Origin of the sequence: Maribacter sp. IgM3_T14_3 (genome assembly GCF_049603095.1) — a bacterium.
Taxonomy (GTDB): domain Bacteria; phylum Bacteroidota; class Bacteroidia; order Flavobacteriales; family Flavobacteriaceae; genus Maribacter.
Window position 1 is genome coordinate 3156084 of the sequence record NZ_CP187138.1, and the last position, 26484, is coordinate 3182567.

The window sequence follows — 26484 nt, forward strand, 5'->3', positions numbered from 1 at the left end:
TAAAGATACTCGAATCTATCGCAAACGTAAAGTAGTTGTGCTTAAAGTGCGCTTTTAAATTTGGTTTTTGGTATGCGGTTAGTCAACATAATCCCACCCGACAACTACAAACTCACAGCGTCTGTTCCACTCATGATCCTCCTCAGAACAGGCTTCTTCTGTAGCGCAAACAAATAAAGGTTTAGATTCACCGTAGCCTTTAGATATTATTCTGCCCGTTGCTATTCCGTTTTTAACTAAAAACTCCTTTGCCGAGTCGGCTCGTTTTTGCGATAAATTTTTGTTGTAGCCATTATTACCCCTAATATCGGTATGTGTGCCGATTTCTATAATCATACCTGGGTTCTTTTTCATGATTTCGATTACGGTCTGTAAACGTTCGCGCGATTCTCTTCTTAGATACCAAAGGCTATAATCGAAATGTATTTCTTCGGTCTGTATTACTGTTCTATCTTCTTCTTTTACAAGTGCATTTTCGGTCTGTATGGCATCTTCAACTTTCTTTGCCAATGCTTTTTCTGCCTTTGCTTTTTCGGCTATGCGCTGTTGAGTTAAACGTGCTGCTTCTTCAATACCTTGTTTTTCTGCTAACAGTGCCGCTTTTTTAGCTGCCTCTAACTTTTTAGCAGTTATCTGTTCTGTACGTAGCTTTTCGGCTTTTTGCTTTTCTTGTAATGCAAGTGCTGCTGTTTTTTGTTTTTCTAGGATGGAATATAGGTCCATAGAAGCATCATGTTCGGCATTTCTTTCTTTTGTACTGCGGATGTTCTTGGCATTACCTTCATAACCTTCTTTTTCTGCTTTTACTTCGTAGGATGCTTCACAGACAATATCAAAGTCAAACACGCCATTTTCTTTAGTAATGCATGTTGATATTACCTCGTTTTCTGCATTTAGTAATGTCACTTTTGCAAAGGCTAATGGTAGGGTAGTGGTACGATCTGTTATAATACCGGTAATAAATTGTTCACAATCTTCAATTGATAACTCTTTGGTTACGCTAAAGCTATATATATCATCACTTCCCTTACCAGATGGTCTGTTACTTGCAAAATAACCCGATGCATTATCAGTATTTAATACATACGAGAAATCATCATACCCACTGTTAACTGGTAACCCTAAATTATCTGGATGCTGAAAAGTGCCATTCTTATTTTTAGAAATAAAGACATCTAAAAGTCCGAAACCTGGGTGTCCGTTCGATGAGAAATAAAGAGAATTATTTGAAGATATAAAAGGGAATTGCTCCTTCTTGTCTGTATTAATTACACTACCTAAATTAACAGGAGTGCTAAATGTATTATCGGCTTGCAGGCTTGTTTCATAAATGTCAAAAGAACCGAATCCGCCAGGTCTATCCGAAGAAAAATATAATTTTGTACCATCAGCATTTAAAGCAGGGTGCTCATTAGAATAATCGTCGCTATTGAATGAGAGCTCGGTAATATTCTTCCATTCGCCATCAACTAAACTAGCGCTGTAAATCTTTAAATTAGACACCTTTTGATCATCGGTTTTACGCTTACCATGGTTATAGTTGTTACGGGTAAAGTACATGGTGTTTCCGTTGGGTGAAACCGTAAAAGAGCCTTCGTGCAATTTTGTATTAATAGTATTTGATAAGCTAACGCTAATACTATCGCCCAGTTGTTCTTGATCTATTGGGTGTGTGTAAATATCTAGATACTGCTGATTGTTCCACCGGTATGTTTTCGAAGCTGATTTTTTATGTGCTGCGGTGTACCAAATGGCCTCACCAACCTGCATTGCCCCAAATTCTGATGTAGTCGTATTCAGGTTACTATTTGCAATTGCGAAACGATCACCAATTGCTTTTACATTTTCTAGGTATATACTTTCTTCTTTCAATTGTTGCAATAGCGCCGTATTACCTTCTTTGGTGTAATAATCAAAAAATACCTGTGCGGCTTCATCATATTCACCAATGGCTTTTAAAGACTGGTTTAGCTTAAAATAATATTGCTCATCTACCGTATCGCCATAATTGGAAATAAGGTAGCGATACCAACGTGCCGAAGCTTTTAGATCAAAAGTATGGTAATAGCTGTCTGCCAAGTTTTTTACGACCAGACTGCTTTTGTTGCTAGGTAATGCCGCTTCGTACAAAGCAATGGCATCTGCATAATATCTCTTTTCAAATAGGTCGTTGGCACGTTTTAAGTCTTGTGACCAAGCAGATTGAAAAATGCCTAATAATAGGATGATATAAATATGTAAGTTTTTCATTTTAGTAGAATCTAGGAGATTTATCATAGCCTTTTTTGAGTCCCCAAAGGTCTAGGTTGAACAGCACGAAAATTTCATGTGATCCATTGTTGAATGCGCCTAAATTAGACAAGGTGTAATCATAAGCATACCCAATTCGTACAGAAGGTATAACCGCAATATTGAACATTGCATTAACAGAATCATCTAACCTATACGAGACACCACCTTCAAAACGATTGTTGAATAAGGCGTTGAAAGAGACATCTGCAGTAATTGGTGCGCCCGATACCATTTTGGTTAATACAGACGGCTTTAGTTTCAGGTTAGGATTAATGTCAAATACATAACCCGCCATACCAAAAAGGTGAATAGCTTCTGACCCAATACGGTTTAGACCATCTCTATTTTCTAAATGTTTAGAAGTCAATAAATTTGGAATGGACAAACCTGCGTAAAATTTATCTCTATTATAAAATGCACCAATACCTACATTTGGGAAGGTGTTATTCATATTTTCATTAAAAGCAGGGTCATTTTGAACCTCTGGTAGTCTGAATCCGTTAAAATTAGTCTCGAACGTGGTGATACCTCCTTTTAGACCTAAACTCAAATTACTTTGTTCATCTAGCTTAAGTATATAGGCGAAATCGACATAAATGTTATTTTCTTTCAACGAACCATCGCCAATATCATCTGATATAATAGATGCCCCCATTTCAATTTTTTCTGATAACGGAGTATGGGCGAAAAAGGTCAGCGTTTTTGGTGCACCCACGGCATTTTCCCATTGGGTTCTGTATAGCGTACCAAAATTAAGCATGCCAGGTTCATTGGTTGTGTAAGCAGGGTTGACCACATTCATGTTATACATATACTGCGTATACTGCGGGTCTTGCTGTGCCTGTGTTTTTAAAAGGAACAAAAGCATAACTATGCAAATACCCCAAGGTGTGTTTGTTAATTTCTTGTGCATGGGTTATCTGTTTAAGTATAAGCGACCTTGAATAGGTTCTGAATTGCCTTTGTTATAATTGATAATATAGAAGTAGACTCCGTTTGGTGCCGTAGATGATCCTTTTCTACCGTCCCAAGCGGGGTTGGTTTTGTCACCTGTAAATAAAGTTGTGCCGTATCTGTTCAAAATCTCTAAAGTGAAATTTGGGAATATGGTTTCTATATTAGGAATGAAAAATGTATCGTTTCTGCCATCGGCATTTGGTGAGAACCCGTCGGGTATGAAAAAGTCATAATTTTCGGGATCACAATTGCTGAAATCTACAGTTACAGGAACACGTGTTGCAGAAGAACATCCGGTAACGGAATTATAATTTTCAGCATAATACGTAGTATCTGTAACTAAAGGGATATCATCTGTAAGCGCTGTGCCGCCAGTTTCTGTTGTAAACCAGAATACTTCATTATCTGTTTCGTTTTCTAATGCTCTTAATGCTACAACCGTAGGGTCATCTAAACCACAAACCGACAACATATCTGAAGATAACGCTGATGGTGCCACAGTAATTACGGTCGGCGTAATTTCTAATCGTTCAGTGCTTGTACAACCTCCATTATTTGTAGCAGCAAAATAAGTTTGACCATCTACTAGAATTGTAGCATTGTCTAAAGCAGTACCGCCAGAGAGTGCACTAAACCATGAAACCGAACTGCCTGCAATTGTATTTACACTAATATTCGACAATGTCGGATTCGTTTCTGCACAGAATAACGGAGTACTATTATCACTTGTAGGCGCATCAGGATTACTAAAATTGACCGTTATTTGAACACGTTCAGTACCTTCGCAATTGGTAAGTGGGTCGCTATTGGTTACAAAATAATCTTCACCGTCTATCAGAACAGTAGAAATCGGTAGAATATTAGTGTCTGTATCAGTATCGTAAAATAAGATATCGCCTTCTGCGGTAACATTAATATCCATCAATGTGGGTGCTTCACTAAAATCACTCAAACAAAAGGTTTGGTCGGCATCGGCTACAGGAGCTTCTGGCACTCCGCCTCTTGAGAAATTTTCGCTCTCTTCAAACTCAAAATCTAATCGGCAGGGTGTGGTATCATTTTGAATGCTTCGAACACTAGCGGTATAATTACCTATAGGTAAAGCATCTACATCTATTTGATTTTCCGCTGTACCGCCTGTAAAATTTATAGTATTGGTGGTAAGCACGGTATTAGAACCTAATTCAGTAACATCATAAGTAATAGTATAGGTGCCATCTGGCAGTATAGGTGCATCAACAAGCACATCTATCTGTGTGGCATCGCAATTGTTGTCTATAATCAAATCTAACTGAATAGCTTCCGGTAACGGGGTTACCGTAAAAGAATCTGCTAATGGACAGCTTGTGGCATAAATACCTGTTAGTGTTGTTCTAATGTTGTATTCGCCATCTGAATTAAAATTACTTGAAGGTATTATAAACGAAGCATTACCATTGGTAAATTCAAGCTCGAGCAAATCTGAATGTATAATACTGCCATCAGGATTTCTTAACGTATAGGTCATTGAAAAATTGCCAGTGGCGAAATTTCCATCCACATCAAGAATATCAATGATTTGAATCGTATTTGCTGTCTGTATACATATATCTTGCGCAGTAATATCTGAACTGGTTACCAAAAAGGTGGTAGGCGGTACAACAACTCTAGGGCAAACATCTCGTGGTGGGGTAACGCTTCTTATCCCAATTACTTCTAAGGTTACTTCTTCATTTAAGGGTACCAAACCTTGGTCAATTACAAAGCTTCCATTTCCGTCATTTAATGTCGTTGGTGCTTCATCTAAAGAATTATTGACAAGATATTGTACTATAAATTGGCCATTATGCAAAAGAGTATCGTCATAATCTATATCAACTACATATGCTGACCCAACACAGATATCAACGGTGTCAATTGTTCCATTTAGTATAGGCAATATTCGTATGCTTACTTCAGAAATTCTTTTTTCACAAACTGGGTGACTAGGGAAAACGGTATAATTAAAGGTGAAATCTGCATACCCGAAATTGTCATACATTTCTTGAATGTTAATGACCGAATCGTTGAGGTCGCTTAATTGGTTCGTTCCATTTTCTGTCCAAGTTCCATTGGGGTCTTCACCTTGCAATTGTTCACTAAGGTCAAATGCAGTATAGCCCGATAAATCATCGCCAGCACAAAAGATCAGTGCGGGAGCCCTACCTGCGTTTGGCGGTGGGTGCACCTCTAAAATTACTGTAGAAGTCCTACCTGAACAAGTATCTACATCAGGTACGGTGTACGTAAAAGTATATATACCGGGTCCTGCTTGTAGGGCATTAAAAAAATTATCATTTAATTGACCGGTAAAGGTACTTGAGTCTTCTTCCCAAAGTCCATTGAAATCTTGAACTTTTCCATCTACATTACTCCCTAGAAAACCATGTAGGTTGACGTTAGGGTCATCTCCGCAGGCATTTGCGCTACCATCAATATTATCTTCACCGGGGTAACCACCTAAAGTTATGTTTACGGTAGCAGTTTCGTTACAATCGGTGTTTGTGTATACAAAAGAGTGCGTACCATAGTTATTAATACGCCATAAATCTACAATACCGGTACTTTGGTTTAATGCGTAGAAATTTTCTGGGTTCGTGGTTGACCATGATCCACCAGCAGTAGGTGTGCCATTTAAGCGTGGGAATAATGCAAAATTACGATTAGCATCATCTGCATCTTTTTCACAGACTATAATGTTAGCATCATTACCTGCGCATTGTGCTTCGGCTAAGTTTGAAAAACCGAGTAAAAAAAGCACAACGGCAAAGAACTTAAGTTTTAATTTATTCATTAATAGGGGGTTGGTTGTTGAATATATGAATAGGGAATAAAGGTATTTCCCTTAATATTTGTAGGAAATTATATGTTGTGAAAGTATCATTATGTAGGGTGAATACTATTAAATGTGATGGAGAGTGTTAAAAATTAACGTATTTCGTCGATGATATTACCTTTTTTATGGGAATTTACTAGGTTCTAGTTTTGTAGGAATTCCATAATAATACTTGCACAATACGTATCTTTGCCACCTAAATTTTAGGAATGCAAATACATTTTATAGCAATAGGAGGAAGTGCCATGCACAATTTAGCGTTGGCTCTAGAATACAAAGGATATGTTATTACTGGTAGTGACGATGTCATTTTTGAACCTTCTAAGTCTAGATTAGCAGCAAAAGGATTACTACCCGAAGAGTTTGGCTGGTTTTCTGATAAAATTACTAGTGATCTAGATGCTATTGTATTAGGTATGCACGCCAAAGCAGATAATCCAGAATTGTTGAAGGCGCAAGAACTAGGGATTACAATCTATTCTTATCCTGAGTTTTTATATGAGCAATCTAAAAATAAAACCCGTGTAGTTATTGGTGGTAGCCATGGTAAAACAACCATTACTTCAATGATACTTCATGTGCTTAACTTTCATGATATAGAGGTTGATTATATGGTAGGTGCACAATTAGACGGTTTTGATAGAATGGTGCACCTTACCGAGGATAATGATTTTATCGTGCTAGAAGGCGATGAGTACTTATCGTCACCGATAGACCGCAGACCTAAATTTCATTTATACCAACCTAATATTGCCTTGTTAAGCGGTATAGCTTGGGATCATATTAACGTATTCCCGACTTTTGAGAATTACGTAGAGCAGTTTAAAATATTCGTTGATAGTATCGTTAACGGTGGTTCTATAACTTATAATATAGAAGACGAAACCGTAAAAGAAATCGTTGAAGCCTCTATAAATGCCATTAGAAAATTACCGTATACTACACCTGAATATAGTGTTGAAGACGGAGAAACGCTGTTGGAAACGAATGAGGGACCGATGCCTATTGAAGTATTCGGAAAACATAACCTAAGTAATTTGGCAGGCGCAAAATGGATTTGCCAAAACATGGGTGTTGATGAAGATGATTTCTATGAAGCTATTGCCACATTTAAAGGAGCATCTAAACGTTTAGAGAAAATAGCAGAGGGTAATTCAAGTATCGCCTATAAAGATTTTGCGCACTCCCCAAGTAAAGTTGCTGCTACTACAAAAGCTGTGAAAGAGCAATACCCAAATAGAAAACTGATTGCCTGTTTAGAGTTGCATACATACAGCAGTTTTAATCCGGAATTTTTAAAGGAATATAAAGGTGCTTTAGATGCTGCTGATGAAGCAGTTATTTTCTTCTTACCAGAATCTGTGGCAATTAAGAAGTTAGAAGCCGTTACTCCCGAACAAATTTCAGAAGCTTTTCAAAGAAAAGACTTAAAGATTTTTACCGATGCAGCTTCCTTTCATGAATACTTGGAAAGTCAGCCTTACGATAATACTACATTGTTACTTATGAGTTCAGGTAATTATGGCGGATTCGATGTGAAGAGATTTCAAGAGTTGATGGGTTAAGTTGGAAGTACAGTATTAAGTACAAAGTAATAAGTATTAAGTAAAAAGTACTAGATACAAAGTTGGGTTAGAGAAAATAGATAATAGAGTTAAGAGTACTACGTAATGAGTACAAAGTATTAAGTAAAAAGTACTAAGTATTTTGGAGCTTGAACTTGAACTTGATTTTGAACTTGAACTTAAATTTGTTTTTTTCAACAACCAACTAAACGCCGAATTGCTTTAAATGATGATCTAAATGTTTGTATTGCATTTGTCCCCATTGCTCTTTAGTAAACGGTCCGAATGCAGGGTGCGGATACCATTCTTCGCGATCACGAACCGCATAAAAATCATTCACCAAAGTTTTTAGGGTGTCGTGTTCAGTGCTAAAGACTTTATCTTCTTTAGTTTTTAGCTGAGGTGCGGTAGGTAAATTTTTACGCCATGGTTTATCATTATATAACGACTTTTTAAAGAACGTTTTTACGAACCAATTGCCTTTAGAAGTATTGGGTGTATTCTTAATAGCTAATTTCAAGGGGTACTGGCAATGCCAAACCATTTGCCCAACGGTCATTTTTCCCCAACCTTTTTCAGAGGTTTCTGAAAGTTGCTCAATTCTACCTTTAATTTCTTGGTATGCCTCTTCGTTTAAAATCGATTTCATGGTTGGTTTTTTAATTGATGTATAAATTTACCATAAAATAATTTGTTCTGTATCTTTAGCCAATGCACGATAAACCAAATTCGTTATCTATTAAAAATTGGTCAGATGATGATAAGCCAAGAGAAAAGTTAGTACACAAAGGTCGTTCGGTATTATCTGATGCTGAATTGATTGCTATTTTAATAGGTTCGGGTAGTAGAGCAGAAAGTGCGGTTGAACTGTCTAAACGTATTTTGGCATCTGTAGATAACAACCTGAACGAATTAGGTCGACTTTCTATAAAACAGTTAATGACCTTTAAGGGTATTGGCGAAGCAAAAGCAGTAAGCATAGCAGCTGCTTTAGAAGTAGGTAGAAGAAGAAGGGGGGAAGATGCCGCCAAAATTGAAAAAATAGGAAGTAGTAAAGATGTATACGAGATTTTACAACCGCTGTTGGGCGACTTGGAACATGAAGAATTCTGGATTCTCTTTCTTAACAACTCCAACAAAGTACTACATAAAGCACAGTTGAGTAAAGGTGGTATTACCGGTACTTTGGTAGATGTGCGTATTGTGATGAAACAAGCGTTAGAGCTTGGTTCGGTGGCAATTATTTTGGCCCATAATCACCCATCTGGTACATTAAGACCTAGTGCTGCAGACAAACAGATTACACAAAAGATAAAAATTGCTAGTGAAACTTTAGATATTAAAGTGTTGGATCATTTGATCATTACCCAAAAAAGTTACTATAGCTTTGCAGATGAAAAAATTCTATAGATGTTATTGATTTATACACATAAAATCACACCACGTCTTACCTATATCATGAGGCATATCTTCGTGAATATATTGGGTATAGAACTTGATTTTACCACTAAGGTAGAGGAGTTTATAAAACATACCGGACCAAAAATAACCTATACAAAACAACCACTACAGAACGAATTTTTTGTTCGTAGTAACGAATTGCTTTTTGAGCAGGGCATTAACGATATTGAATTAAATATTGCGGTGTGGGAAGATGTACCTTGCTTTTTTCAAGCAGGGGAGCGTAGTAATTTGCCGTTTGATATTTTTGCCGCTAGTTTTTTTCTTCTTTCAAGGTATGAAGAGTACTTACCGCATGTAAAGGATATTCACGGTAGATTTTCTCCGAAAGATAGTATCGCTTTCCAAAACGGATTCCTTCAAAAACCCGTTGTAGATATTTGGGCTCTTAAATTATTGGATGCGCTAAAAGAGCGTTTTCCAGATTTAGAGCATAAGGGTAAAACATATGATTTTGTATCGGTAATTGATGTAGCAACGTCTCACTGCTATGCAAATAGAGGAGTAGTTCGCGGCTTGGTAGGAATGCTGATGGATATAGGGACATTCAAATTTAAAAGAGTTGTAGATAGAATAGCAGTAGGTTTAAATAGACAGAAAGATCCTTATGATAATTATGCCGAATTAATTGCCCTGCACAAAAACTACAATGTAAAATGTAATTTTTTCTTTCAGTTTGCAGATTACTCCAAGTATGATAAAAATGTATCTACCAACAGTATTAAATTTAAGTCGCTTATAAAATATGTAGCAGATTATGTGCCGGTATCATTGGCAGCTAGCTATAGTTCATTTTCTGATCTAGAGCTTTTAAAGAAAGAGAAAGCCAATTTAGAAGTGGTTATCAATAGACCTGTAAACAATTCTAAAATGCGATATAATAGGGTCGATGTGCCACAAACCTACCGTAATCTTATTGCCGCAGAATTTACCAATGATTATACCATGGGCTATACTTTTGAGCTTGGGTTTAGAGCGGGCACGTGCACTACGTTTCAATTTTACGATATACCGTTAGAAGTAAAGCAGCCTATAAAAGTGCATCCGTTTGCGATTCATGATATATCGTTGTCAAAAATTAAAAAAGATCAAGATGTCTTTCGTCAAATTCAGCTCATAACGAACGAGGTTAAAAAGGTGAATGGAACCCTGATCGCGATGTTTTCAAACGAGGTGTTGGGCAACAACGAAGATCGAGATTGGATGGGTTTATATACTGAAATAATAAAGCAACAACATGTTTAAAGATAAAGTTACCGATGTATTTTTTGATTTGGATCATACCCTGTGGGATTTTGATAAAAACTCGGCACTTACTTTTCAAAAAATATTTGATGATCAAAAATTAGACATAGCGCTACCTGATTTTTTAGAGGTGTATATGCCTGCCAATTTAAAATTCTGGAAATTGTTTCGTGAAGAAAAAATCACAAAAATTGAGTTAAGATATCAGCGGTTAAAATCTGTTTTTGATACTATGGGGTATCCTGCATCCGATGATTTAATAAACCTGTTATCCGAAGAATATATAAATCACTTATCCTCATTTAACACCCTTTTTCCTAATACTATCGAGGTTTTAGATTATCTGCAGCCTAAATACAAGCTCCATATTATTACCAATGGTTTTCAAGAAGTTCAAGACAAGAAACTCAGAAACTCTGGTATTCATAACTATTTTGATCAGATTATAGACTCGGAGATGGCGGGCGTGAAAAAACCCAATCCGATAATTTTTAACTTGGCATTGAGTAGAGCTGGCGCACTACCTGAAAAGTCATTAATGATCGGCGATAGTTTAGAGGCAGATATCATGGGAGCCAAATCTGTAGGTCTACACACCATACACTTTAATGCCCACAAGGAAGAAACCCATACAGTAGCACCTATTATTTATGATTTACAAGAAATAAAATCGCTTTTATAGAGTTACTACTACTATAGATTAATGCTTTTGCATTTAAATTCTAAAGTGGCGATGAAAGGGGTACGTATTCTATGTTTATTATTGTTCGGTTTTCTACTGGTAACTTCTTGTTCTGAGAGTCAAGATTTTGACCAAATAGATGCTTTGGCGGTTGCGCCAACTTTAGAAACCAGTATTTTTTACGTTAAAGCTCAAGAGAGTTTGATTAATAGGGTATCGGGACTAAGTTTTTACACCCAAGAATTTAATTTTGATGCTTTTGAAGAGCCTTTTTTTACCAAAAGAGTTATATCTGGCGTCATTAGTTATGAGTTAGAAAATACGACCAGCAAACCAATAGAAATTAGGCTTGAATTTTTAGATGAGGCCGAGAATATTTTAGATACCGAAGTTTTTAGTATGGATGCCGCACCCACGTCGGTCTTAATGCGAGATGTGGCTTATGGACCAACAGGTAAAAGTCTCGATATTATAAAAATAACTTCTAAAATTAGATTAACAGCCATTAATCTTGGCGATAATAGTAGTGAGTCTAATTTGGTAGATCCTTCAATAGTGCTTCGTTCTAGCGCAAAATTCACATTAGAATTGCGATGAGATTATTCCGTTGCCTTTTTATTATTAGTATGCTGTTTACTTTGGGTCTTAAGGCTCAGAATAAGCAAATACTTTATGATTTTAATGAAATACCGCAATCTCTTTCTGTAAACCCCGGTGTAGAATCTGATTTTAAATGGTATGCAGGTGTGCCTTTATTATCTGGTATCTCTGGGTATGGTGGTTCTAATGCTATATCTATTAATGATATTTTCGCCAATGACGGGGTAGATATTAATATAAAATTTAGGGAGCGGGCTTTAGATGTGCTTACACCTAAAGATGAGTTGAGTGCTAATATTCAAATGGAATATTTAAGTGGCGGATTCAGAAGTGAGAATCCGAATATATTCTACTCCTTTGGGGGGTATATAGAGTTTGATAATATAGGCTACTGGCCGCAAGATTATGCATATCTTTTATATGACGGTAATGCAGATCAATTGGGTAGAAGTTACGATTTGGGCGATTTAAAAGTTCGTGGCTCTTTGGTGAATGTTATTCATTTCGGTGTCAACAAAAAAATTGACCGAAATCTAACTATTGGTGCAAGAGCCAAATTATATTCAGCCATAGCAGATTATAGTTCTTCTGATAATAACGGGCATTTGCGTAATGTAGAAGGTCAAAATAACATCATCGCTAGTAATCTGAATGCTGATTTACTTTTACGCACATCTGGACTTCGAAGTTTAAGAAATGCCAATAATGATGATGCTATTGCAAATGAAATTCTGAGTAGGGCGCTTTTTGGTGGTGATCTTGGTTTAGGTCTGGATCTTGGTTTTACCTATCACTTATCTGAACGTACTACTGTAACGGGTAGTTTATTGGACCTAGGATTTATCTATCATTCTGGAGATACAAAAAGTTACAGCTTAAAAGGGAACACAACAGTTGAAGGTATCGAAATAGATATCTTAAATAATTTCGCGAACCTCGATAGAGATTTTTGGCAAGATCTGGTAGATGAGGTCGAAGCTGAATTGCCTTTTGAAACCGACACGAATAGCTATATTTCTTTTAGACCGACAAAACTGTATGCATCATTAAGAAACGATTTTGGTGAGCCCGTTGGTAATGGTGGGTCGCAAAATTGCGATTGTACAGCCGGTTCTTCTGGCGGTGGCGAATTGCGTACCAAGTATCGAAACTCTATTGGCGGTCAACTTTACATGATCAATCGGCCAAGAGGCCCGCAAATGGCACTCACCGGATTTTATACTCGCAGAATAGGAAATATTTTGGCACTTAAAGGTACTTATACGGTCGATAAATTTTCTTATACTAATGTAGGTCTAGGAATGAACTTACAAGCCGGTCCTGTTAATTTATACATGATGGCAGATAACTTGCTGTCTTATAATAATATCGCAGCAAGTAACTATGTATCATTTCAATTCGGATTGAACATTATATCGTGGGGGCGCAATAAGTAACATAGCTTCTTCGTAGCTTTTTATTTTTTTGGCATGCTTTTTTCATATATTACCGTGAATTTAAAATTTACAACGTTTTGAAAACAGTTATCGCACTTCTATTTACATTTATAGGATATTCTACTTTTGCCCAAACTAATTTAGATGATTACAAGTATGTCATCGTTCCAAAAAAGTTTGATGCATTCAAGAATATGAACGAATATCAGACTAGTACATTGGTGAAGCATCTTTTTACTGGAAAAGGATTTAATACCGTGTATGATGATCAATTGCCAGAAGATTTAAAATTTAATAGATGCTTAGGTATTATAGCTGATTTGCAAGATGACAGTAGTATGTTTTCTACCAAGACCATTATCAACCTAAAAGATTGTAATGATAAAATTGTTTTCAGTACCATGCAGGGTGTGAGTAAAGAGAAAGAATATAAGGCAGCCTATAATGAAACAATTAGAGAGTCTATGCGCTCATTTAATGATATGAGTTATAGCTATAAAGCTAAAAACGAAAAGAGTGAAGCCGTTACCGTTAATTTTAGAAATGACGTTAAAAAGCTTGATGTGTCAAAAGCCGATAAAATTCTACAAGCAGAAAAGGCAACGGAAGAAGTAAATGTAAAAAGAGAGCCAACCATAATTTCTGAAGAAACGGAGAAAACGCAGTATTATAAAGACAATACCCCGGTTGAATCGAATATTAAGAAAACAGAAATCGAAAAACCTGCGTTTAAAAGTTTAGAGCCTAAAAAGCCAAGTACAAAAGACATTTGGTATGCGCAAGCAACTGATAATGGATTTCAGTTGGTAGATAGTTCGCCTAAGGTTAGAATGAATTTATTAAAAAGCTCAGCTGACAATGTCTTTATGGCTACAACCGATACCAAAAATGGTATGGTGTACCAAAAAGATGGTAACTGGGTCTTTGAATATTATGAGAATGATAAATTGGTTCAAGAAGAACTAAATATCAAATTCTAAAAATCATATTTTGCTTTCCACCTGTTTTTTAGAAAATCGCTAAGGGCTTTTTCTCTGGCATTATTGCCAGGTTTATAAAATGCAGTTCCTTTTATTTCATCGGGTAAAAATTCGGCATCTACAAAGTTGTTCTGATAATCATGGGCATATTTATATTCTTGTCCGTATCCCAGATCCTTCATTAGTTTAGTAGGTGCATTTCGTAAAGGTAATGGTACGGTAAGGTTTCCGGTTTGTTTTACAGCTTGTTGCGCTTTACCGATTGCCATATAACTTGCGTTACTTTTTGCAGAGGTTGCAAGGTAAATTGCACATTGACTTAACACTATTCGCGCTTCGGGGTAACCAATAGCGGTAACCGCTTGAAAAGTAGTATTTGCCATTACCAAAGCTGTCGGGTTTGCCAAACCGATATCTTCAGATGCAGAAATAAGCATTCTACGGGCAATGAATTTTACATCTTCACCACCTTCGATCATTCGTGCCAACCAATATACGGCTCCGTTAGGGTCGCTACCTCTAATAGATTTTATAAAAGCCGATATAATATCATAATGTTGCTCGCCTGTTTTATCATACAACACCGTATTCTTCTGAACTTTAGATAACACCAATTCATTGGTAATAACGATAGTTTCGCCTGCTTCGGAATTTACGACTAGCTCAAAAATATTAAGTAATTTTCTGCCATCACCGCCAGATAAACGAAGTAAAGCTTCCGTTTCTTTAAGTTCAATTATTTTAGACTTAAGCAATGTGTCTTTCTCCATTGCCCTTTTTATGAGGTTCTCTAAATCTTCTTTTCCGAAGGCATTTAAAACATAAACTTGACACCGAGAGAGTAGTGCGGGTATAACCTCAAAACTTGGGTTTTCTGTGGTGGCACCAATTAACGTCACCCACCCTTTTTCAACCGCAGCCAAAAGAGAATCTTGTTGAGATTTACTGAAACGGTGAATTTCATCAATAAATAAAATGGGATTTTTGGCAGTGAATAATCCACCAGCTTGTTTTGCTTTATCGATGACGTCTCTTATATCTTTAACACCACTATTAATAGCACTTAAAATATAAAAAGGTCTTTTGCTTTGCTCGGCAATAATGTTAGCTAAAGTGGTTTTTCCTGTACCTGGAGGTCCCCAAAGTATTAAAGAAGGAATAATGCCCCTTTTAATTTGATGCGTTAATGAGCCCTTTTCACCCACCAAATGGTGTTGGCTAATATACTCATCTAATGTTTTAGGGCGTACGCGTTCTGCTAAAGGTTCGTTCATAGGACAAAAGTATACTAAACTTAAATGAGAATAAAAAAGTAGTGTGCCAATTGATTGTTAAGTAAGGTTTAGAATGACAATATGACCAATTTGTAAACGTTGGTAGTATAATTGTTATTCAAAAACAAAATCGAACGCATGTCTGAAATGGCACATTATAAATTTTCTAACAAAGTAATTGCTATTCCATTATTAGCAATGATTTTGATATGGGGCGTGTATTGGCTAGAAATAGCTATGGGTGTCAATTTTAACGAGATGGGAGTAATGCCCAGAACGGCGCTTGGCTTACGTGGGGTTGTATTGAGTCCGTTCATTCATGGATCATTAGAGCACTTATATAACAATGCGATCTCTTTAGCAATTCTACTCGCCGCCTTGTGGTATTTTTATAGAGATGTTGCGTGGAAGGTGGTTTTATATGGAATACTGTTATCAGGATTTTTAACATGGATGATTGGTCGTACATCTTACCACATTGGTGCAAGCGGACTCATTTATGTTCTAGCAAGCTTTATTTTTTTCAAGGGGATATTTAGCTCTTACTTTAGATTGGTAGCCTTGTCACTGATTGTTGTTTTTATATACGGTAGCATGCTCTGGTATATATTCCCTGTAAAAGAAGGAATGTCGTGGGAAGGACATTTAGGTGGCTTCTTAACCGGATTGTTTTTAGCTAAGATTGTAAAAGCACGCATACCACCAACGAAGAAATATGAATGGGAAAAAGAAGGTTTTAATGAGGATGATGACCTTTTTCTGAGACACTTTGACGAAAACGGAAACTTTAGGGAATTATCCACGGAGCAAGATATCGATGAAGATAATAGTTTAAAAATTAACTACATCTTTAAAGAAAATTCTGAAAATGAATCTAAAATGTAATGTTGAATTACAAACGTTGGCGAACTGCTTCGTATAAGAATACAGCACAAGCAACCGATACGTTCAATGATTCTATTTCTCCAAGTAGCGGTAATTTCGCTCTATAATCAGAAGCTTTCAAAATAGAAGGTGTAATACCACGATCTTCAGCCCCCATTACAATTGCAATAGAATCGGTAAAGGGTACATCATACACAGAATCATCTGTTTTTTCAGTAGCCGATACAATTTTAATACCCGATGCCTGTAAATAGAAAACGGCATCTTTTAAATGATCAACCTTTGCAATCGGCACTCTATATGCGGCACCAGCTGAAGTTTTAATGGTATCTGCCGTTACAGGGGCGGCACCTTTTTTTTGAACAATGATACCATCGACACCAGTACATTCGGCAGTTCTAATGATAGCCCCAAAATTACGTACATCAGATAATTGATCAAGTAATAAGAATAAAGCCGGACCTTCTTTTTCATTCGCTTTCTCAACTAAATCTTCAAGTGTGTGAAATTCGATAGGGGAGATGTTGGCAACAGCACCTTGATGGTTACTTTTGGTAAGCCTATTTAATTTTTCAATAGGTACATAGACCATATTGATCTCATTACGACGCAACAAACTTTCCAGTTCCTTCATAAGATCTCCTTTAAGACCTTTTTGTAGAAATACCTTATCTATCTCCTCATTTGAATTGACAGCTTCTATAATGGCTCTTAAGCCATAAATTTGAGTGGTTTTTTGCATGGGGTAAAGGTAAATAAAAACCGCCCAACATTTGTTGGGCGGTTTTAAATATTAAGATTATTAAACAAGATTTATTCTTCCATTAAATTAAATATAACTGATAAGTCATTCTTATTGGTTAAATCAATATCATTTGATTCAATGTAATCTTTAATGTTATCAGTTTGTTTTTTAGGTAATATTTTTAAAAATTTAGATTGCTTCGTAGGAATTTCGCTAATGATATTATTATCGCTTTTTCCATAATAATATTCGGTATAACCTGAAAATTTACTTGAAATCGCCGTAACCATAGAATTTTCTGCCGGTTTACCCTCTTTAAATTTTACAAAATACCTTTCGTATAATTTATAGGTATCACCTTCGTAAAATAATTTTAAGTAACCTTCTTCAGTTTTTTTGTTCTGCGTTTGCATAAATCTATAAACGTAACTTTCATCATTGGCGGCTAATGTTACTTTTGGGTGTTTTATTAGCGCTTGTATTTTTTCTTCAGATAAGTCTGTTTTTTTTAATTCAATTTCTTGATTATAGGCATTGAACCGATAATAAAAATCACCTAAGAACTCTCCATCATAAAGAACTTTTGCATTTTTATACTCTTTATTTTCAAATGGCGATCCAATTGTTTCTCCTAAATCATATTTTATTTCAGAACTACTATTTCTAATCTTCTGAAACAATTCTTGCATCATCGGAGTTTTCTTTTGAAAATTAGAATAAATGTTGCTTTCTGCTGAAGTTCCGGCTCCCGGTGCCTCACCAAATACTTGTGCACTACCTATAAATACGCCAAAAAGTATTAAAAGTTGAAATAGAATAATTTTTTTCATAACTATAGAGTATTTAAGAATTCAAAAGTTTGAGTTAAATCATCTTCGTTACCTAAGTTAATGTTTTTTTCCTGAATGAAAGTTTTAAGTTGCTCTCGTACTTCTTTTTCAAATTGTTTTAAGAATTTACCATTTTGTGACGGAAGGAAATCTATTCTATTAACACCTTCTTGTTGAAAGTAATATTCTTCAAAGTGAGCAAATCTACTTGGTATATCTGATACCATAGAATTGGCTGCAGCTTTTCCTTCAGCGTATTTAACGGCTAACCTGTGATAAAGCTTGTATTTTTTTCCGTCATAAATAAGAGAAAGATAACCGTTCTTAGTTTCATTTTTTTTATCTATGTAAGTGGTGAAACGTAATTCTTTATTTAAGTATTTTACTCTTACTTCTTTATCTGCATAAAGTTGTTTTGGCTCTTCTTCGGCAGATGAAGTTTTTTTAATTTCTATTATACTGTTTAGGGCATTATATCGAACATAATACTGGCCTTGAGATTCTTCACCGTAATACAATGAGCTTTTTATAAAATTTGGAGTCGAGTACGGGGATCCTACGACTTCGCCCAGATCTTTTTGTTGTTGATTATTTCTTAGATCCATCATTACCAAATTTAACATAGGACTACCACCTCTGGCATTGCTAAACATATCAGCTTCCGAGGTTGGGGCTGTACTTAAATTTTGCGATTGACAAATTTGACAAAATAATAATACAGTAATCGTTAAAAAAAAATTCTTCATTGTCATTGATATTGGTTCATGAAATTTACTTATAAGTTGGGAACTTTTTTATGATTTTTTACTAATTAATAGGATGGAATATTATAAAGTATATAATATTTAAGTCAATTATTTATCAAAATATATTTTAGATATAATTATTGTAGTAGATCTAAAATTGCAGGATCATCTATGCTGAAACTATAAGCTCTCCAATAAAATCCATCTCCCTGCATCTTCCAAACTACTTCTTTGGTTTGGGTAACTTCCCAAAGTCCAAAATCTCCTTCAGAAATTAAAACATTTCCATTGGGTAATTTTACTGCACCAGATACCTTTGGTGAGTATAATTCAGGGTCAGTAAATTGCCAAATAATTTCAGGTTCATTATTTGTATTAGGTTCTAAAGTAAATTCATTTGGTAATCTTATTTCGTAGACTGTAGATTGATTTAGTTCGGCGCCATTAGAGTAGATAAGCATTTTTCCTTCATCCTCGCCATCTAATAAATTAGGAAAATGATTATTATTAAATAACCTTTCTCCAATTAGATTTTTGTAAGCTGTAGGGTTTCCAAATCTGTAGATTAAATCTCCCCCTTTATTGTATGCCCCGCCACTATTTGAAGATGCTTCAAGGGTAGTAGTGCTATGATCTATAACCCAAACCTCACTATAAAAATTTACGCTTAAGTAAATGATATCTTTGTTAGGGTCGTATGATATACCATTTGCGTGTGAAATGTCTCCACTTTCAAGCTGTGTGTAGTTGATGTCAATTAATTGTGGATTTTCATTTACTGCTCCATAATTTTCTTTCGTATCATCGAAATCTTGTATTAAATGATCCCACATATGCCATTCCCATATTATTTCATTTGTATTTGGATTTACCTCTATGATACCGTCTGGATATAATGTTATATCCATTTGATATCCGAATTCTGTAGATTCTTCCTTTGATTTTTTTTCCCAGGTTTGAATTAAAACATTTCCGTTTGGAAGCATTTCAGCATCGTGATGTAAAATATAATCATCTGTTGAGTGAATGAAACTCCAGTCAACAGTACCATTTTTCTGTATAAGTTCAATTTTGCCACCAAATCCACCTAAAAGTATTTTTGGGTCGTCAGATTCAACCATGGTTAACAATTTGCCATTTGGTAAAAGTTCGCAGTCATTACCCAGGTCTCCACCATTTAAATTCCATTGATGCAATACATTTGCGTTTTTATCCATCAAAAAAACAAAATTATTTCCTGCATCATTTACTAGTATGTAGTTTTCGTCGACTAAATCTTTATTAAAAAAATCTACCGTACCCGCAGAATCACCTATCGGGTTAGGATTATCGGTATCGACAATTTCTTCTTCTTCTTCTTCTTCTTCTTCTTCAACTTTTTCTATGTCTAAAATTTCCTCTTCAATTGGCACAACATTCTTGTCATTAGTACATGACCAAAATATGATAAGAGTTAAAAAAAGAATATGTTTTATGTTCATTATATTATCAATTATTGACCTACTAATATAAATAAAAAAGGCCACTATACAGTGGCCTTTTGAATTCAATAAAAATTAAACGTTAGTTATTCGCAAACCTTTAATTCTACTTCCCTTGCTACAGCTGGTGCTGCATTATCTCTAGGGAATGGACCACCAATGGCTGCCTTTTGTCCATTAGGATCTATTATTTCATAGACATGCTCATCTTCCCAAGCACCGTTTGTATAGGTTACTACTAATGATGTAGCACCTGTAGGTACTGTGAAAGTACCAGTAGCTGAATCACCAGTTTCAACTGTAAATGTTTGGGTTTCCCCATCATTTATAGTTACTGATAAGAAAGCTCCATCCCAACCATCACCATATAAATCGGTCATGTTAATAGTGTACTCTCCGGCAAATGGTGCATCGGCATTTAATTGAACACATTCAGATGTAACAATAGAGTAAAAATACTCAGTGTCATTTTCATCTGTAGTAACTATTCTACCATCAGTAGTAATAATTTCATAGCGCAATTGTATGTCATCTCCAACAGATAAATCGGTAAGAGCAACATTGTCACCTAATAATTCAGCAATAGTATAATCTAGTTCTAAAGTTCTAGCTCCTTCTTCTAAGGTTAAATCAGCAATTTCGAAAGTATCGAATAAAGCCTCTGCCTCAGTTAAGTTAGTACCATCTTCACCAATTGTTAAATCTCTAAGAGTACGGTAGATGTTCAATGTTTGTAGTAAACTACCTTCACTGTCATCATCTATTGAAATAGAAACTTCGTAATCTTCGTTAATAGCACCTTCAGAAAGATCAATTTCATCGGAAGTGTTAACCTCATAATCAAACTCGATACCATCATCTATAAGCAAAGAATATGCGAACGGAGAAGAGAAGAAGGATCCACCGGTTACAGTTCCTGCTGCATCAGCAGCTTTAAAAGACCTGCCATCCGTGAAAAACAATTCTAAATTAATTGCAATATTATCTCCAGGTAAAACGGATTCAATATCAACGCCCAATGTAGCTAAAGCTTCCTCCATAGTATATGCAAAATCAGCTGCTGGCAAACCTCTATCATTAATAGTGAAATCGCTTGCCGCTAAAGTGGCAAATGCAACACCTAACGTGGTGTCGTCTGCTAATTCCTTGTTGTTATCAACGAAGTCTACCGTTATGTCTACTCTATCGATCAGTTCACCGTTATTTTCATCCTGCTCCTCAATATTTACAGAAAACGTGTTTTCTGTTCTAAACATGTCAAAGGAACCATCAGAATCTATAGTCCGAAGCACGGCTCCAGAGGTAAAGGTTTCTAACACGTCATCTATCACCTTGTTATCACTCTCACAAGAAACTGCAAGTGCCAAACAGGTTATAGCTATTGTATATAAATTTATTTTTTTCATTATCTCGAATTTTAGAATTAGTTAGCAACTGGAAAAGTTGGAAATGCTGGATTTGTATCCCAAAATACTTGTTCGGCAACACCTGGCTTTTGAACTATAAATTGATTAGCACTCGCAGCACTTGCAGGGTAGAAGAAAGATCTAATAAAAGCTCCTGGATCCGGCTCTAAATTTGGTTCTAAATCCGTTGGATATCCAGTTCTTCTGTAAAAATTAAACCCATCATGTCCATTACCTTTTAAGGATATAAGGAATTGATCAGCTATTACGTTCCACTTTTCTTCTTCACTTTCAGCGTCATCAAACTCAGTACCGACTAAGAGAACAAAAGTTGAAATATCTGCTGCGGTAGGTCCTACTGATAAGTCAGCATTTGGATCAAGTGAACCAAAAGTGCTTACTTTGTCAATAGACTTTTGTACTCCTGAAATCAAGAATGGTTTTGCTGATTCGATATCAGTATTTGCTAATACTTCTGCTCTCCAGAAATCTACTGTAGAAGATAATAGCATAGGTGTAATACCTGCACCTCCACCACCTGAACCAAGTGAAATTTCTCCAAAGCTGTCGTCATCATATTGACCAGCGTCTGGATATACTCCCGGAGCTGTTTTCAAAAGACCATCTGGAGGTCCACCTGCATCGTCACCGTGATTTCTACCCCAATATCCGTTAGGAAGTGAACAGTAAGCATAACCACCGGCAATATAATGTGCAGGTGCTGTAGTTAATGAACAAGCTATAGTTTCTTCGTTTGGTGCAACTCCAGGAGCACCTGGTACGGTTGCATTTTGTCTATAAAAATAGAATCTAATTCTAGGGTCATTAGAGTTCTGCATAATATCCATCAACCAAATAGACTGATAATCACCAGCACCTTGATCTGTATAATTCTGACCGTAACCAGGATGACGTGTATCTGGCTGAACAGCGTTAGTTCCCCAAGTAAATTGAAAATCTTCTGAAGCATCTTGAATATAATTTCCAGAGGAAATAATACTGTTAAAAGCTGCAGTATTCCCAAGATTTAGATATATACGTAATTTAAGGGTATTACAAGCCTTGATCCATGCAGTTGCATCTCCATCATAGTAAAAATCAATTGCTGGATCTGACGTAGACGTTCTTCCGAAATTGGCAATAGCTTCATCCAAAAGAGTTAAAGAAGCAGAATAAATATCTGCACCCGGATCTAGTTTTGGATTTAGTATGTCTGGAGCTTGAAATGCCTCTGAGTAAGGAACATCACCAAAATAATCAACAAGAAGTGTCATGGTGTATGCTTCCATTAGCTGTCCCATACCTATATGATAGAATAATTCTGCCTCTTCGGCCAAAACATTCATGTCTCGAATGTTTTTAATTGTTTCTTGATATGCTCTTTCCCAAGCGGTATCAAAATTTGACGGAGAATAAGCACTTTGGTAAATTCTAGTACCCATTTGCTCCATTCTAACAACTTCTGAGCCATCCTCACCTAATTCTTCAACTACTTCTGCAAATCTTTGCTGAGCAGCGTTCAAATAAAAGTCGGGATCTGCCTGATTTGGGATCAGTGCGTTTGGATTTTCTGTCAAACCCAGTTCTGTTGTTTCACAGGAGTTAAATAGTGCTCCAGTGGCAAAAACAACAGCGATGTATTTAATTATTTTTTTCATCATCAATAATTTTTTTTAATTAAAATGTTGCTTTAACACTAAATCCATATCTTTTAGAACTAGGACCGTTCAGGTAGTCAAATCCAGTACCGTTACCAACACCAACACCTGCTACGTTAGGGTCGAAATTAGTTCCGTCTGGAATGTTAATGGCATTATACCATAAGTTAAACCCAGAAAGTGTAAAGCTTAGACTTCCAAATGGAGTTTTATCCAAAAATTTAGAAGGTAAAGAATATCCTAATGATACCTCTTGTAATCTAATTACTGAGGCATCATAGATACCTAATTCATCTGGACCAAATAAAATGTTATCAAAATAGAAGGTAGAGTTGTTGATTTGTTGTGTGTTGGCACTACCGTCTGCTAGTACACCTGGTAAAATGAAAGTGTTTTCACGATCTACGGTATCCGTAGTCAAACCACGTCCTAATAGGGTAGAAACAGTTCTACTATATATATCACCACCTTGTGTGTAATTTAATAAGAAATTAAATGAAAAGTTTTTGAATTGCATTGAATTACTAATGTTTAAAGACCAATCTGCATTAGGGTTTCCTATTACAAAAGTTCCTTCTTCTTCAACATAATTACCAGCATCATTGATTAAAAATTCTCCGCTTTCAGAACGTTGAATTCTACTACCAACGATTACACCTAATTGCTCTCCAACGATTGCTGCGTTTCCTCTATTCGTAAATCCAGAATATACAACAATATCGGTGTCAGTTCCTAAGTCTGTTACTTCAGAGTCATTGGTGGTCCAATTGGCATTTATATTCCAATTGAATCCTCCCTCTTGTTCTGATCTAAAAAGTGCAAGGTTTGCATCCAATTCAACACCATTGGATTTTATTTCTCCAATGTTAGTCTGTGTATCTGTAAAACCGGTTGACGGATCTAAAGGTCTATTAATAATCAAATCTGTTGTTGTTCTGTCGTAATAGGAAACATCTAAAGATAATCTGTTATTAAAAAATCTAGATTCTATACCTACTTCGATTTCAGATAGTAATTCTGGTTTTAACAATGGATTACCTAAGTCATCTGCACTAGTATTAGCAACTACATCTTGACCTGATCCATCTTGAAAAAATTGAGTATCTAGATCTAGAGTAGAGGCTACAGGATATTCCGTAGGAAAGTTTGCTGATGTACCATATCCAGCTCTTAATTTAATATAATTAATTCCGTTTTGACTTTGTAAGCCTGGAAATATCTTCGTTGGTATGATTGATACACTTGCACTTGGATAAAAGATTGAGTTATTTTCGCTTGAAAGGTTTGAAACATAATCATTTCTACCAGAAAGTGTTAAGTATACCATTCTATCATAATCAAAATCTAATTGACCGTATAAACCAACTATATTTCTTTCCGTAGAAAATTGAATTTCATCTTGTAGACCGAAGTTAAAGTGTCTTAATACTCCGAATACATTTTGTCCAGAACTAGCAACTCCATTTTGGTCAAATACTTCCCTTCTTGAGGTTGCACCTGTGTTAAAGGAAAAACCTACTTTTTCTGAAAGTTCATATTGCCCGGTCAGAATAAGGTTGTGGTCTAGTATGGTGTTCGTATTGTTCCAAGTTTGTAATATACCACTCTGTGTAGCAACACTACCGCCTACACCACCTTTATTCTGAGAATTGATATTGTTTTCAGAATATACATCTAAACCAAATCTATAAATAAGATTTAAGTTGTCATTAATGTCATATGCTAAAGCAGCATTACCAAATACACGATTTGTTACTTGTTGAGTTACTGCATTTGCAACGGTCCATAATGGATGTTGGATACTGTTGTTCTGTCTGTAATATACACTACTACCATCTACAGGGCTCTCAAAAGGTAAGCCTTGAATATCAATACTTCGCGGTGTATACCATAAGTTTGCAAAAATAGATGAACCATCACCAAATACGCTGTTACCAGTACTTGCAGCAACCGGAGGCGATTTAAAGTTAGTGTTAGAAAAGTTCATAGTACCAGAAACAGTAAATTTATTAGATAGAATAGCTCTACCTCCTAAACCTAAAGTATATCTTTTTAAGTTGTTACCAGGTGTAAATCCTTCATCATCTAAATGACCAAAATTGGCATTATATGAAATTTTGCTATCATCTGATGAACCATTAAAGTTTACAGAATTTGACTTTACAACCCCAGTTCTAAAGAATTTCTCAACACTGTTATAAGGTTTCCAATCATAACGCGCTCCTTGTAATTCAGGAAAAGCTGCTTGAATTGCAGAGGTTGACGTAGAATATGGATGTGCTAAAGTTCCGTTTTCATCTATCGCAGATTGATTTCCCCATCCGGAAATACCACCTTCATTAAAACTTGGTCCCCAGTTACTAAAGAACCAACCAAAAGCTTGATCGAAACCATTACCGTACTCATCTTGGTAATCCGGTAAGGATGCAATTTCATTAAAGAATAAAGAACTACTAACTGTAATTTCATTCTTTTTAACACCACCTGTTCCAGGCGCACCGTTTTTTGTTGTAATCAATATTACACCATTACGACCAGCTGTACCATATAATGTTGCGGCAGCAAGACCTTTTAATACATTTACACTAGCGATGTTGTTAGGATCCAAGTCCAAGAATCTACTTGATCCGTTGTTACCGTCAACAAAACTATTGTCATCACCATTACGTGCCTGTCCATTTGTTCCACTGTCAAAAGGAACACCATCAACAATAAATAGGGGTTGGTTACTACCACTGAAACTACTTAATCCTCTAATTACGATACTAGTACCAGAACCAGAAAGACCACTTTGAGATGTAATGTTTACCCCAGAAGCCTTACCTGTTAAGATTCTACCAACGTCACCTTCTGCTCGTTGTTCAAGTTGCTCTTTGTCAACTTCTGCCACGGCATATCCTAAGGCTTGTTTTTCCTTTTTAATACCTTGTGCAGTAACAACAACTTCCTCCAATGCCTGAGCATCTTCTTGCATTACTACATTAACAGTGCTTGATGCGCCAACTGCTTGGCGAACTGCTTTTTGTCCAATGTAGGTAAATAATAATGTTTGACCTTGAGAGGCCGAAATACTAAAGTTACCATCAAAATCTGATTGTGTACCGGTTGTGGTACCCTCGACTACAATGTTAACTCCGGGCAAAGGAAGCCCTGCCTGATCAGTAACCGTACCGGATACTGTTTTTTGTTGTGCAAAAGAAATATGCACAACTAACGCTAGTAGTAGCGTTAACAATCCATTTAGTTTTGTTCTCATTTTTAAATTATTTGAATTAGCTAGCAGCAAACATCACAATAATGTGTTAATAAAGCAAGAGAATTTTAATAAAACTTTAAGAAGATGTTATAAAATCAGAAGTTACAGATAAAACACGATCCATATTTAAA

Annotated in this window: 20 protein-coding genes; 8 read left to right on the top strand and 12 right to left on the bottom strand. The window is 35.9% G+C overall.

The annotated features are described in order from the left end of the window. Positions 1-78: 78 nt before the first annotated feature. The 3 genes from ACPF9A_RS14025 to ACPF9A_RS14035 are packed head-to-tail and all read right to left on the bottom strand — an operon-like array spanning position 79 to position 6061. Positions 79-2250: an OmpA family protein gene (locus ACPF9A_RS14025; RefSeq protein WP_423997913.1), complete on the bottom strand. Its 2172-nt coding sequence runs from the start codon at positions 2248-2250 to the stop codon at positions 79-81. A 1-nt stretch (position 2251) separates the two neighbouring features. Further along, positions 2252-3205: a PorP/SprF family type IX secretion system membrane protein gene (locus tag ACPF9A_RS14030; protein ID WP_423997915.1), complete on the bottom strand. Its 954-nt coding sequence runs from the start codon at positions 3203-3205 to the stop codon at positions 2252-2254. A gap of 3 nt (positions 3206-3208) precedes the next feature. After that, positions 3209-6061, bottom strand: coding sequence for a gliding motility-associated C-terminal domain-containing protein (locus ACPF9A_RS14035; RefSeq protein WP_423997917.1), 2853 nt, complete (start codon positions 6059-6061; stop codon positions 3209-3211). 251 nt (positions 6062-6312) lie between these two features. Between ACPF9A_RS14035 and ACPF9A_RS14040 the strand changes: the two genes are divergently transcribed. After that, a complete protein-coding gene (locus ACPF9A_RS14040; protein WP_423997919.1) occupies positions 6313-7668 on the top strand; it encodes a UDP-N-acetylmuramate--L-alanine ligase in 1356 nt (451 codons plus the stop codon). A gap of 205 nt (positions 7669-7873) precedes the next feature. Here ACPF9A_RS14040 and ACPF9A_RS14045 read toward each other — a convergent pair whose 3' ends face one another. Then, positions 7874-8317, bottom strand: coding sequence for a DUF1569 domain-containing protein (locus tag ACPF9A_RS14045; RefSeq protein ID WP_423997921.1), 444 nt, complete (start codon positions 8315-8317; stop codon positions 7874-7876). 62 nt (positions 8318-8379) lie between these two features. On the opposite strand from ACPF9A_RS14045, the gene radC reads away from it, so the two are divergent. The 6 genes from radC (at position 8380) to ACPF9A_RS14075 (ending at position 14072) form a co-directional block, all read left to right on the top strand. Continuing rightward, positions 8380-9078, top strand: a complete 699-nt coding sequence (radC, locus tag ACPF9A_RS14050; protein ID WP_423997923.1) for a RadC family protein — start codon at positions 8380-8382, stop codon at positions 9076-9078. A 48-nt stretch (positions 9079-9126) separates the two neighbouring features. Beyond that, positions 9127-10374 carry a polysaccharide deacetylase family protein gene (locus tag ACPF9A_RS14055; RefSeq protein ID WP_423997925.1) on the top strand — a complete coding sequence of 416 codons (1248 nt, stop codon included), beginning with the start codon at positions 9127-9129 and terminating at the stop codon, positions 10372-10374. After that, the gene (locus ACPF9A_RS14060) at positions 10367-11056 is read left to right on the top strand and encodes a YjjG family noncanonical pyrimidine nucleotidase (RefSeq protein ID WP_423997927.1); all 690 of its coding nucleotides are present in this window, start codon (positions 10367-10369) and stop codon (positions 11054-11056) included. The genes ACPF9A_RS14055 and ACPF9A_RS14060 overlap by 8 nt, the downstream gene beginning before the upstream one ends. Positions 11057-11077: 21 nt before the next feature. Next, positions 11078-11653 carry a hypothetical protein gene (locus tag ACPF9A_RS14065; protein ID WP_423997929.1) on the top strand — a complete coding sequence of 192 codons (576 nt, stop codon included), beginning with the start codon at positions 11078-11080 and terminating at the stop codon, positions 11651-11653. Next, positions 11650-13092, top strand: a complete 1443-nt coding sequence (locus tag ACPF9A_RS14070) for a DUF5723 family protein (protein ID WP_423997931.1) — start codon at positions 11650-11652, stop codon at positions 13090-13092. Before ACPF9A_RS14065 ends, ACPF9A_RS14070 begins: the two co-directional genes overlap by 4 nt. Positions 13093-13169: 77 nt before the next feature. Further along, positions 13170-14072, top strand: coding sequence for a hypothetical protein (locus ACPF9A_RS14075; protein ID WP_423997933.1), 903 nt, complete (start codon positions 13170-13172; stop codon positions 14070-14072). Here the strand turns inward: ACPF9A_RS14075 and ACPF9A_RS14080 are convergent. Next, positions 14069-15346 carry a replication-associated recombination protein A gene (locus ACPF9A_RS14080; RefSeq protein WP_423997935.1) on the bottom strand — a complete coding sequence of 426 codons (1278 nt, stop codon included), beginning with the start codon at positions 15344-15346 and terminating at the stop codon, positions 14069-14071. The two genes, ACPF9A_RS14075 and ACPF9A_RS14080, sit on opposite strands and share 4 nt — an antisense overlap. 147 nt (positions 15347-15493) lie before the next feature. Between ACPF9A_RS14080 and ACPF9A_RS14085 the strand changes: the two genes are divergently transcribed. Beyond that, positions 15494-16231 (top strand): rhomboid family intramembrane serine protease, encoded by a 738-nt coding sequence (locus ACPF9A_RS14085; protein WP_423997937.1) that lies wholly within the window; start codon positions 15494-15496, stop codon positions 16229-16231. Between the two features lie 7 nt (positions 16232-16238). On the opposite strand, the gene rlmB is transcribed toward ACPF9A_RS14085, so the two are convergent. From rlmB to ACPF9A_RS14120, 7 genes are all read right to left on the bottom strand, one after another. After that, positions 16239-16973: a 23S rRNA (guanosine(2251)-2'-O)-methyltransferase RlmB gene (gene rlmB, locus ACPF9A_RS14090; RefSeq protein ID WP_423997939.1), complete on the bottom strand. Its 735-nt coding sequence runs from the start codon at positions 16971-16973 to the stop codon at positions 16239-16241. Positions 16974-17044: 71 nt separating this feature from the next. Continuing rightward, complete coding sequence (locus ACPF9A_RS14095) at positions 17045-17806, bottom strand: hypothetical protein (protein ID WP_423997941.1); 762 nt, start codon at positions 17804-17806, stop codon at positions 17045-17047. Between the two features lie 2 nt (positions 17807-17808). Next, positions 17809-18552 (bottom strand): hypothetical protein, encoded by a 744-nt coding sequence (locus ACPF9A_RS14100; RefSeq protein ID WP_423997943.1) that lies wholly within the window; start codon positions 18550-18552, stop codon positions 17809-17811. 137 nt (positions 18553-18689) lie between these two features. Further along, positions 18690-20033, bottom strand: coding sequence for an aryl-sulfate sulfotransferase (locus tag ACPF9A_RS14105; RefSeq protein ID WP_423997945.1), 1344 nt, complete (start codon positions 20031-20033; stop codon positions 18690-18692). Between the two features lie 86 nt (positions 20034-20119). Next, complete coding sequence (locus ACPF9A_RS14110) at positions 20120-21439, bottom strand: hypothetical protein (RefSeq protein ID WP_423997947.1); 1320 nt, start codon at positions 21437-21439, stop codon at positions 20120-20122. 17 nt (positions 21440-21456) lie between these two features. Further along, on the bottom strand, positions 21457-23100 hold the full coding sequence (locus ACPF9A_RS14115) for a SusD/RagB family nutrient-binding outer membrane lipoprotein (protein ID WP_423997949.1): 1644 nt from the start codon (positions 23098-23100) through the stop codon (positions 21457-21459). Positions 23101-23116: 16 nt separating this feature from the next. Next, positions 23117-26353, bottom strand: a complete 3237-nt coding sequence (locus tag ACPF9A_RS14120) for a SusC/RagA family TonB-linked outer membrane protein (RefSeq protein ID WP_423997951.1) — start codon at positions 26351-26353, stop codon at positions 23117-23119. Positions 26354-26484 lie beyond the last annotated feature (131 nt).

What these genes read in the sequence shown, in the direction of transcription:
- ACPF9A_RS14030 (WP_423997915.1), bottom strand. Translation starts at nt 3,205, where the DNA reads ATGCACAAGAAATTAACAAACACACCTTGGGGTATTTGCATAGTTATG.
- ACPF9A_RS14110 (WP_423997947.1), bottom strand. Translation starts at nt 21,439, where the DNA reads ATGAAAAAAATAAATTTATATACAATAGCTATAACCTGTTTGGCACTT.
- ACPF9A_RS14065 (WP_423997929.1), top strand. Translation starts at nt 11,078, where the DNA reads ATGCTTTTGCATTTAAATTCTAAAGTGGCGATGAAAGGGGTACGTATT.
- ACPF9A_RS14070 (WP_423997931.1), top strand. Translation starts at nt 11,650, where the DNA reads ATGAGATTATTCCGTTGCCTTTTTATTATTAGTATGCTGTTTACTTTG.
- ACPF9A_RS14035 (WP_423997917.1), bottom strand. Translation starts at nt 6,061, where the DNA reads ATGAATAAATTAAAACTTAAGTTCTTTGCCGTTGTGCTTTTTTTACTC.
- ACPF9A_RS14060 (WP_423997927.1), top strand. Translation starts at nt 10,367, where the DNA reads ATGTTTAAAGATAAAGTTACCGATGTATTTTTTGATTTGGATCATACC.
- ACPF9A_RS14085 (WP_423997937.1), top strand. Translation starts at nt 15,494, where the DNA reads ATGGCACATTATAAATTTTCTAACAAAGTAATTGCTATTCCATTATTA.
- ACPF9A_RS14080 (WP_423997935.1), bottom strand. Translation starts at nt 15,346, where the DNA reads ATGAACGAACCTTTAGCAGAACGCGTACGCCCTAAAACATTAGATGAG.
- radC (WP_423997923.1), top strand. Translation starts at nt 8,380, where the DNA reads ATGCACGATAAACCAAATTCGTTATCTATTAAAAATTGGTCAGATGAT.
- rlmB (WP_423997939.1), bottom strand. Translation starts at nt 16,973, where the DNA reads ATGCAAAAAACCACTCAAATTTATGGCTTAAGAGCCATTATAGAAGCT.
- ACPF9A_RS14095 (WP_423997941.1), bottom strand. Translation starts at nt 17,806, where the DNA reads ATGAAAAAAATTATTCTATTTCAACTTTTAATACTTTTTGGCGTATTT.
- ACPF9A_RS14025 (WP_423997913.1), bottom strand. Translation starts at nt 2,250, where the DNA reads ATGAAAAACTTACATATTTATATCATCCTATTATTAGGCATTTTTCAA.
- ACPF9A_RS14105 (WP_423997945.1), bottom strand. Translation starts at nt 20,033, where the DNA reads ATGAACATAAAACATATTCTTTTTTTAACTCTTATCATATTTTGGTCA.
- ACPF9A_RS14120 (WP_423997951.1), bottom strand. Translation starts at nt 26,353, where the DNA reads ATGAGAACAAAACTAAATGGATTGTTAACGCTACTACTAGCGTTAGTT.
- ACPF9A_RS14040 (WP_423997919.1), top strand. Translation starts at nt 6,313, where the DNA reads ATGCAAATACATTTTATAGCAATAGGAGGAAGTGCCATGCACAATTTA.
- ACPF9A_RS14100 (WP_423997943.1), bottom strand. Translation starts at nt 18,552, where the DNA reads ATGAAGAATTTTTTTTTAACGATTACTGTATTATTATTTTGTCAAATT.
- ACPF9A_RS14115 (WP_423997949.1), bottom strand. Translation starts at nt 23,100, where the DNA reads ATGATGAAAAAAATAATTAAATACATCGCTGTTGTTTTTGCCACTGGA.
- ACPF9A_RS14045 (WP_423997921.1), bottom strand. Translation starts at nt 8,317, where the DNA reads ATGAAATCGATTTTAAACGAAGAGGCATACCAAGAAATTAAAGGTAGA.
- ACPF9A_RS14055 (WP_423997925.1), top strand. Translation starts at nt 9,127, where the DNA reads ATGAGGCATATCTTCGTGAATATATTGGGTATAGAACTTGATTTTACC.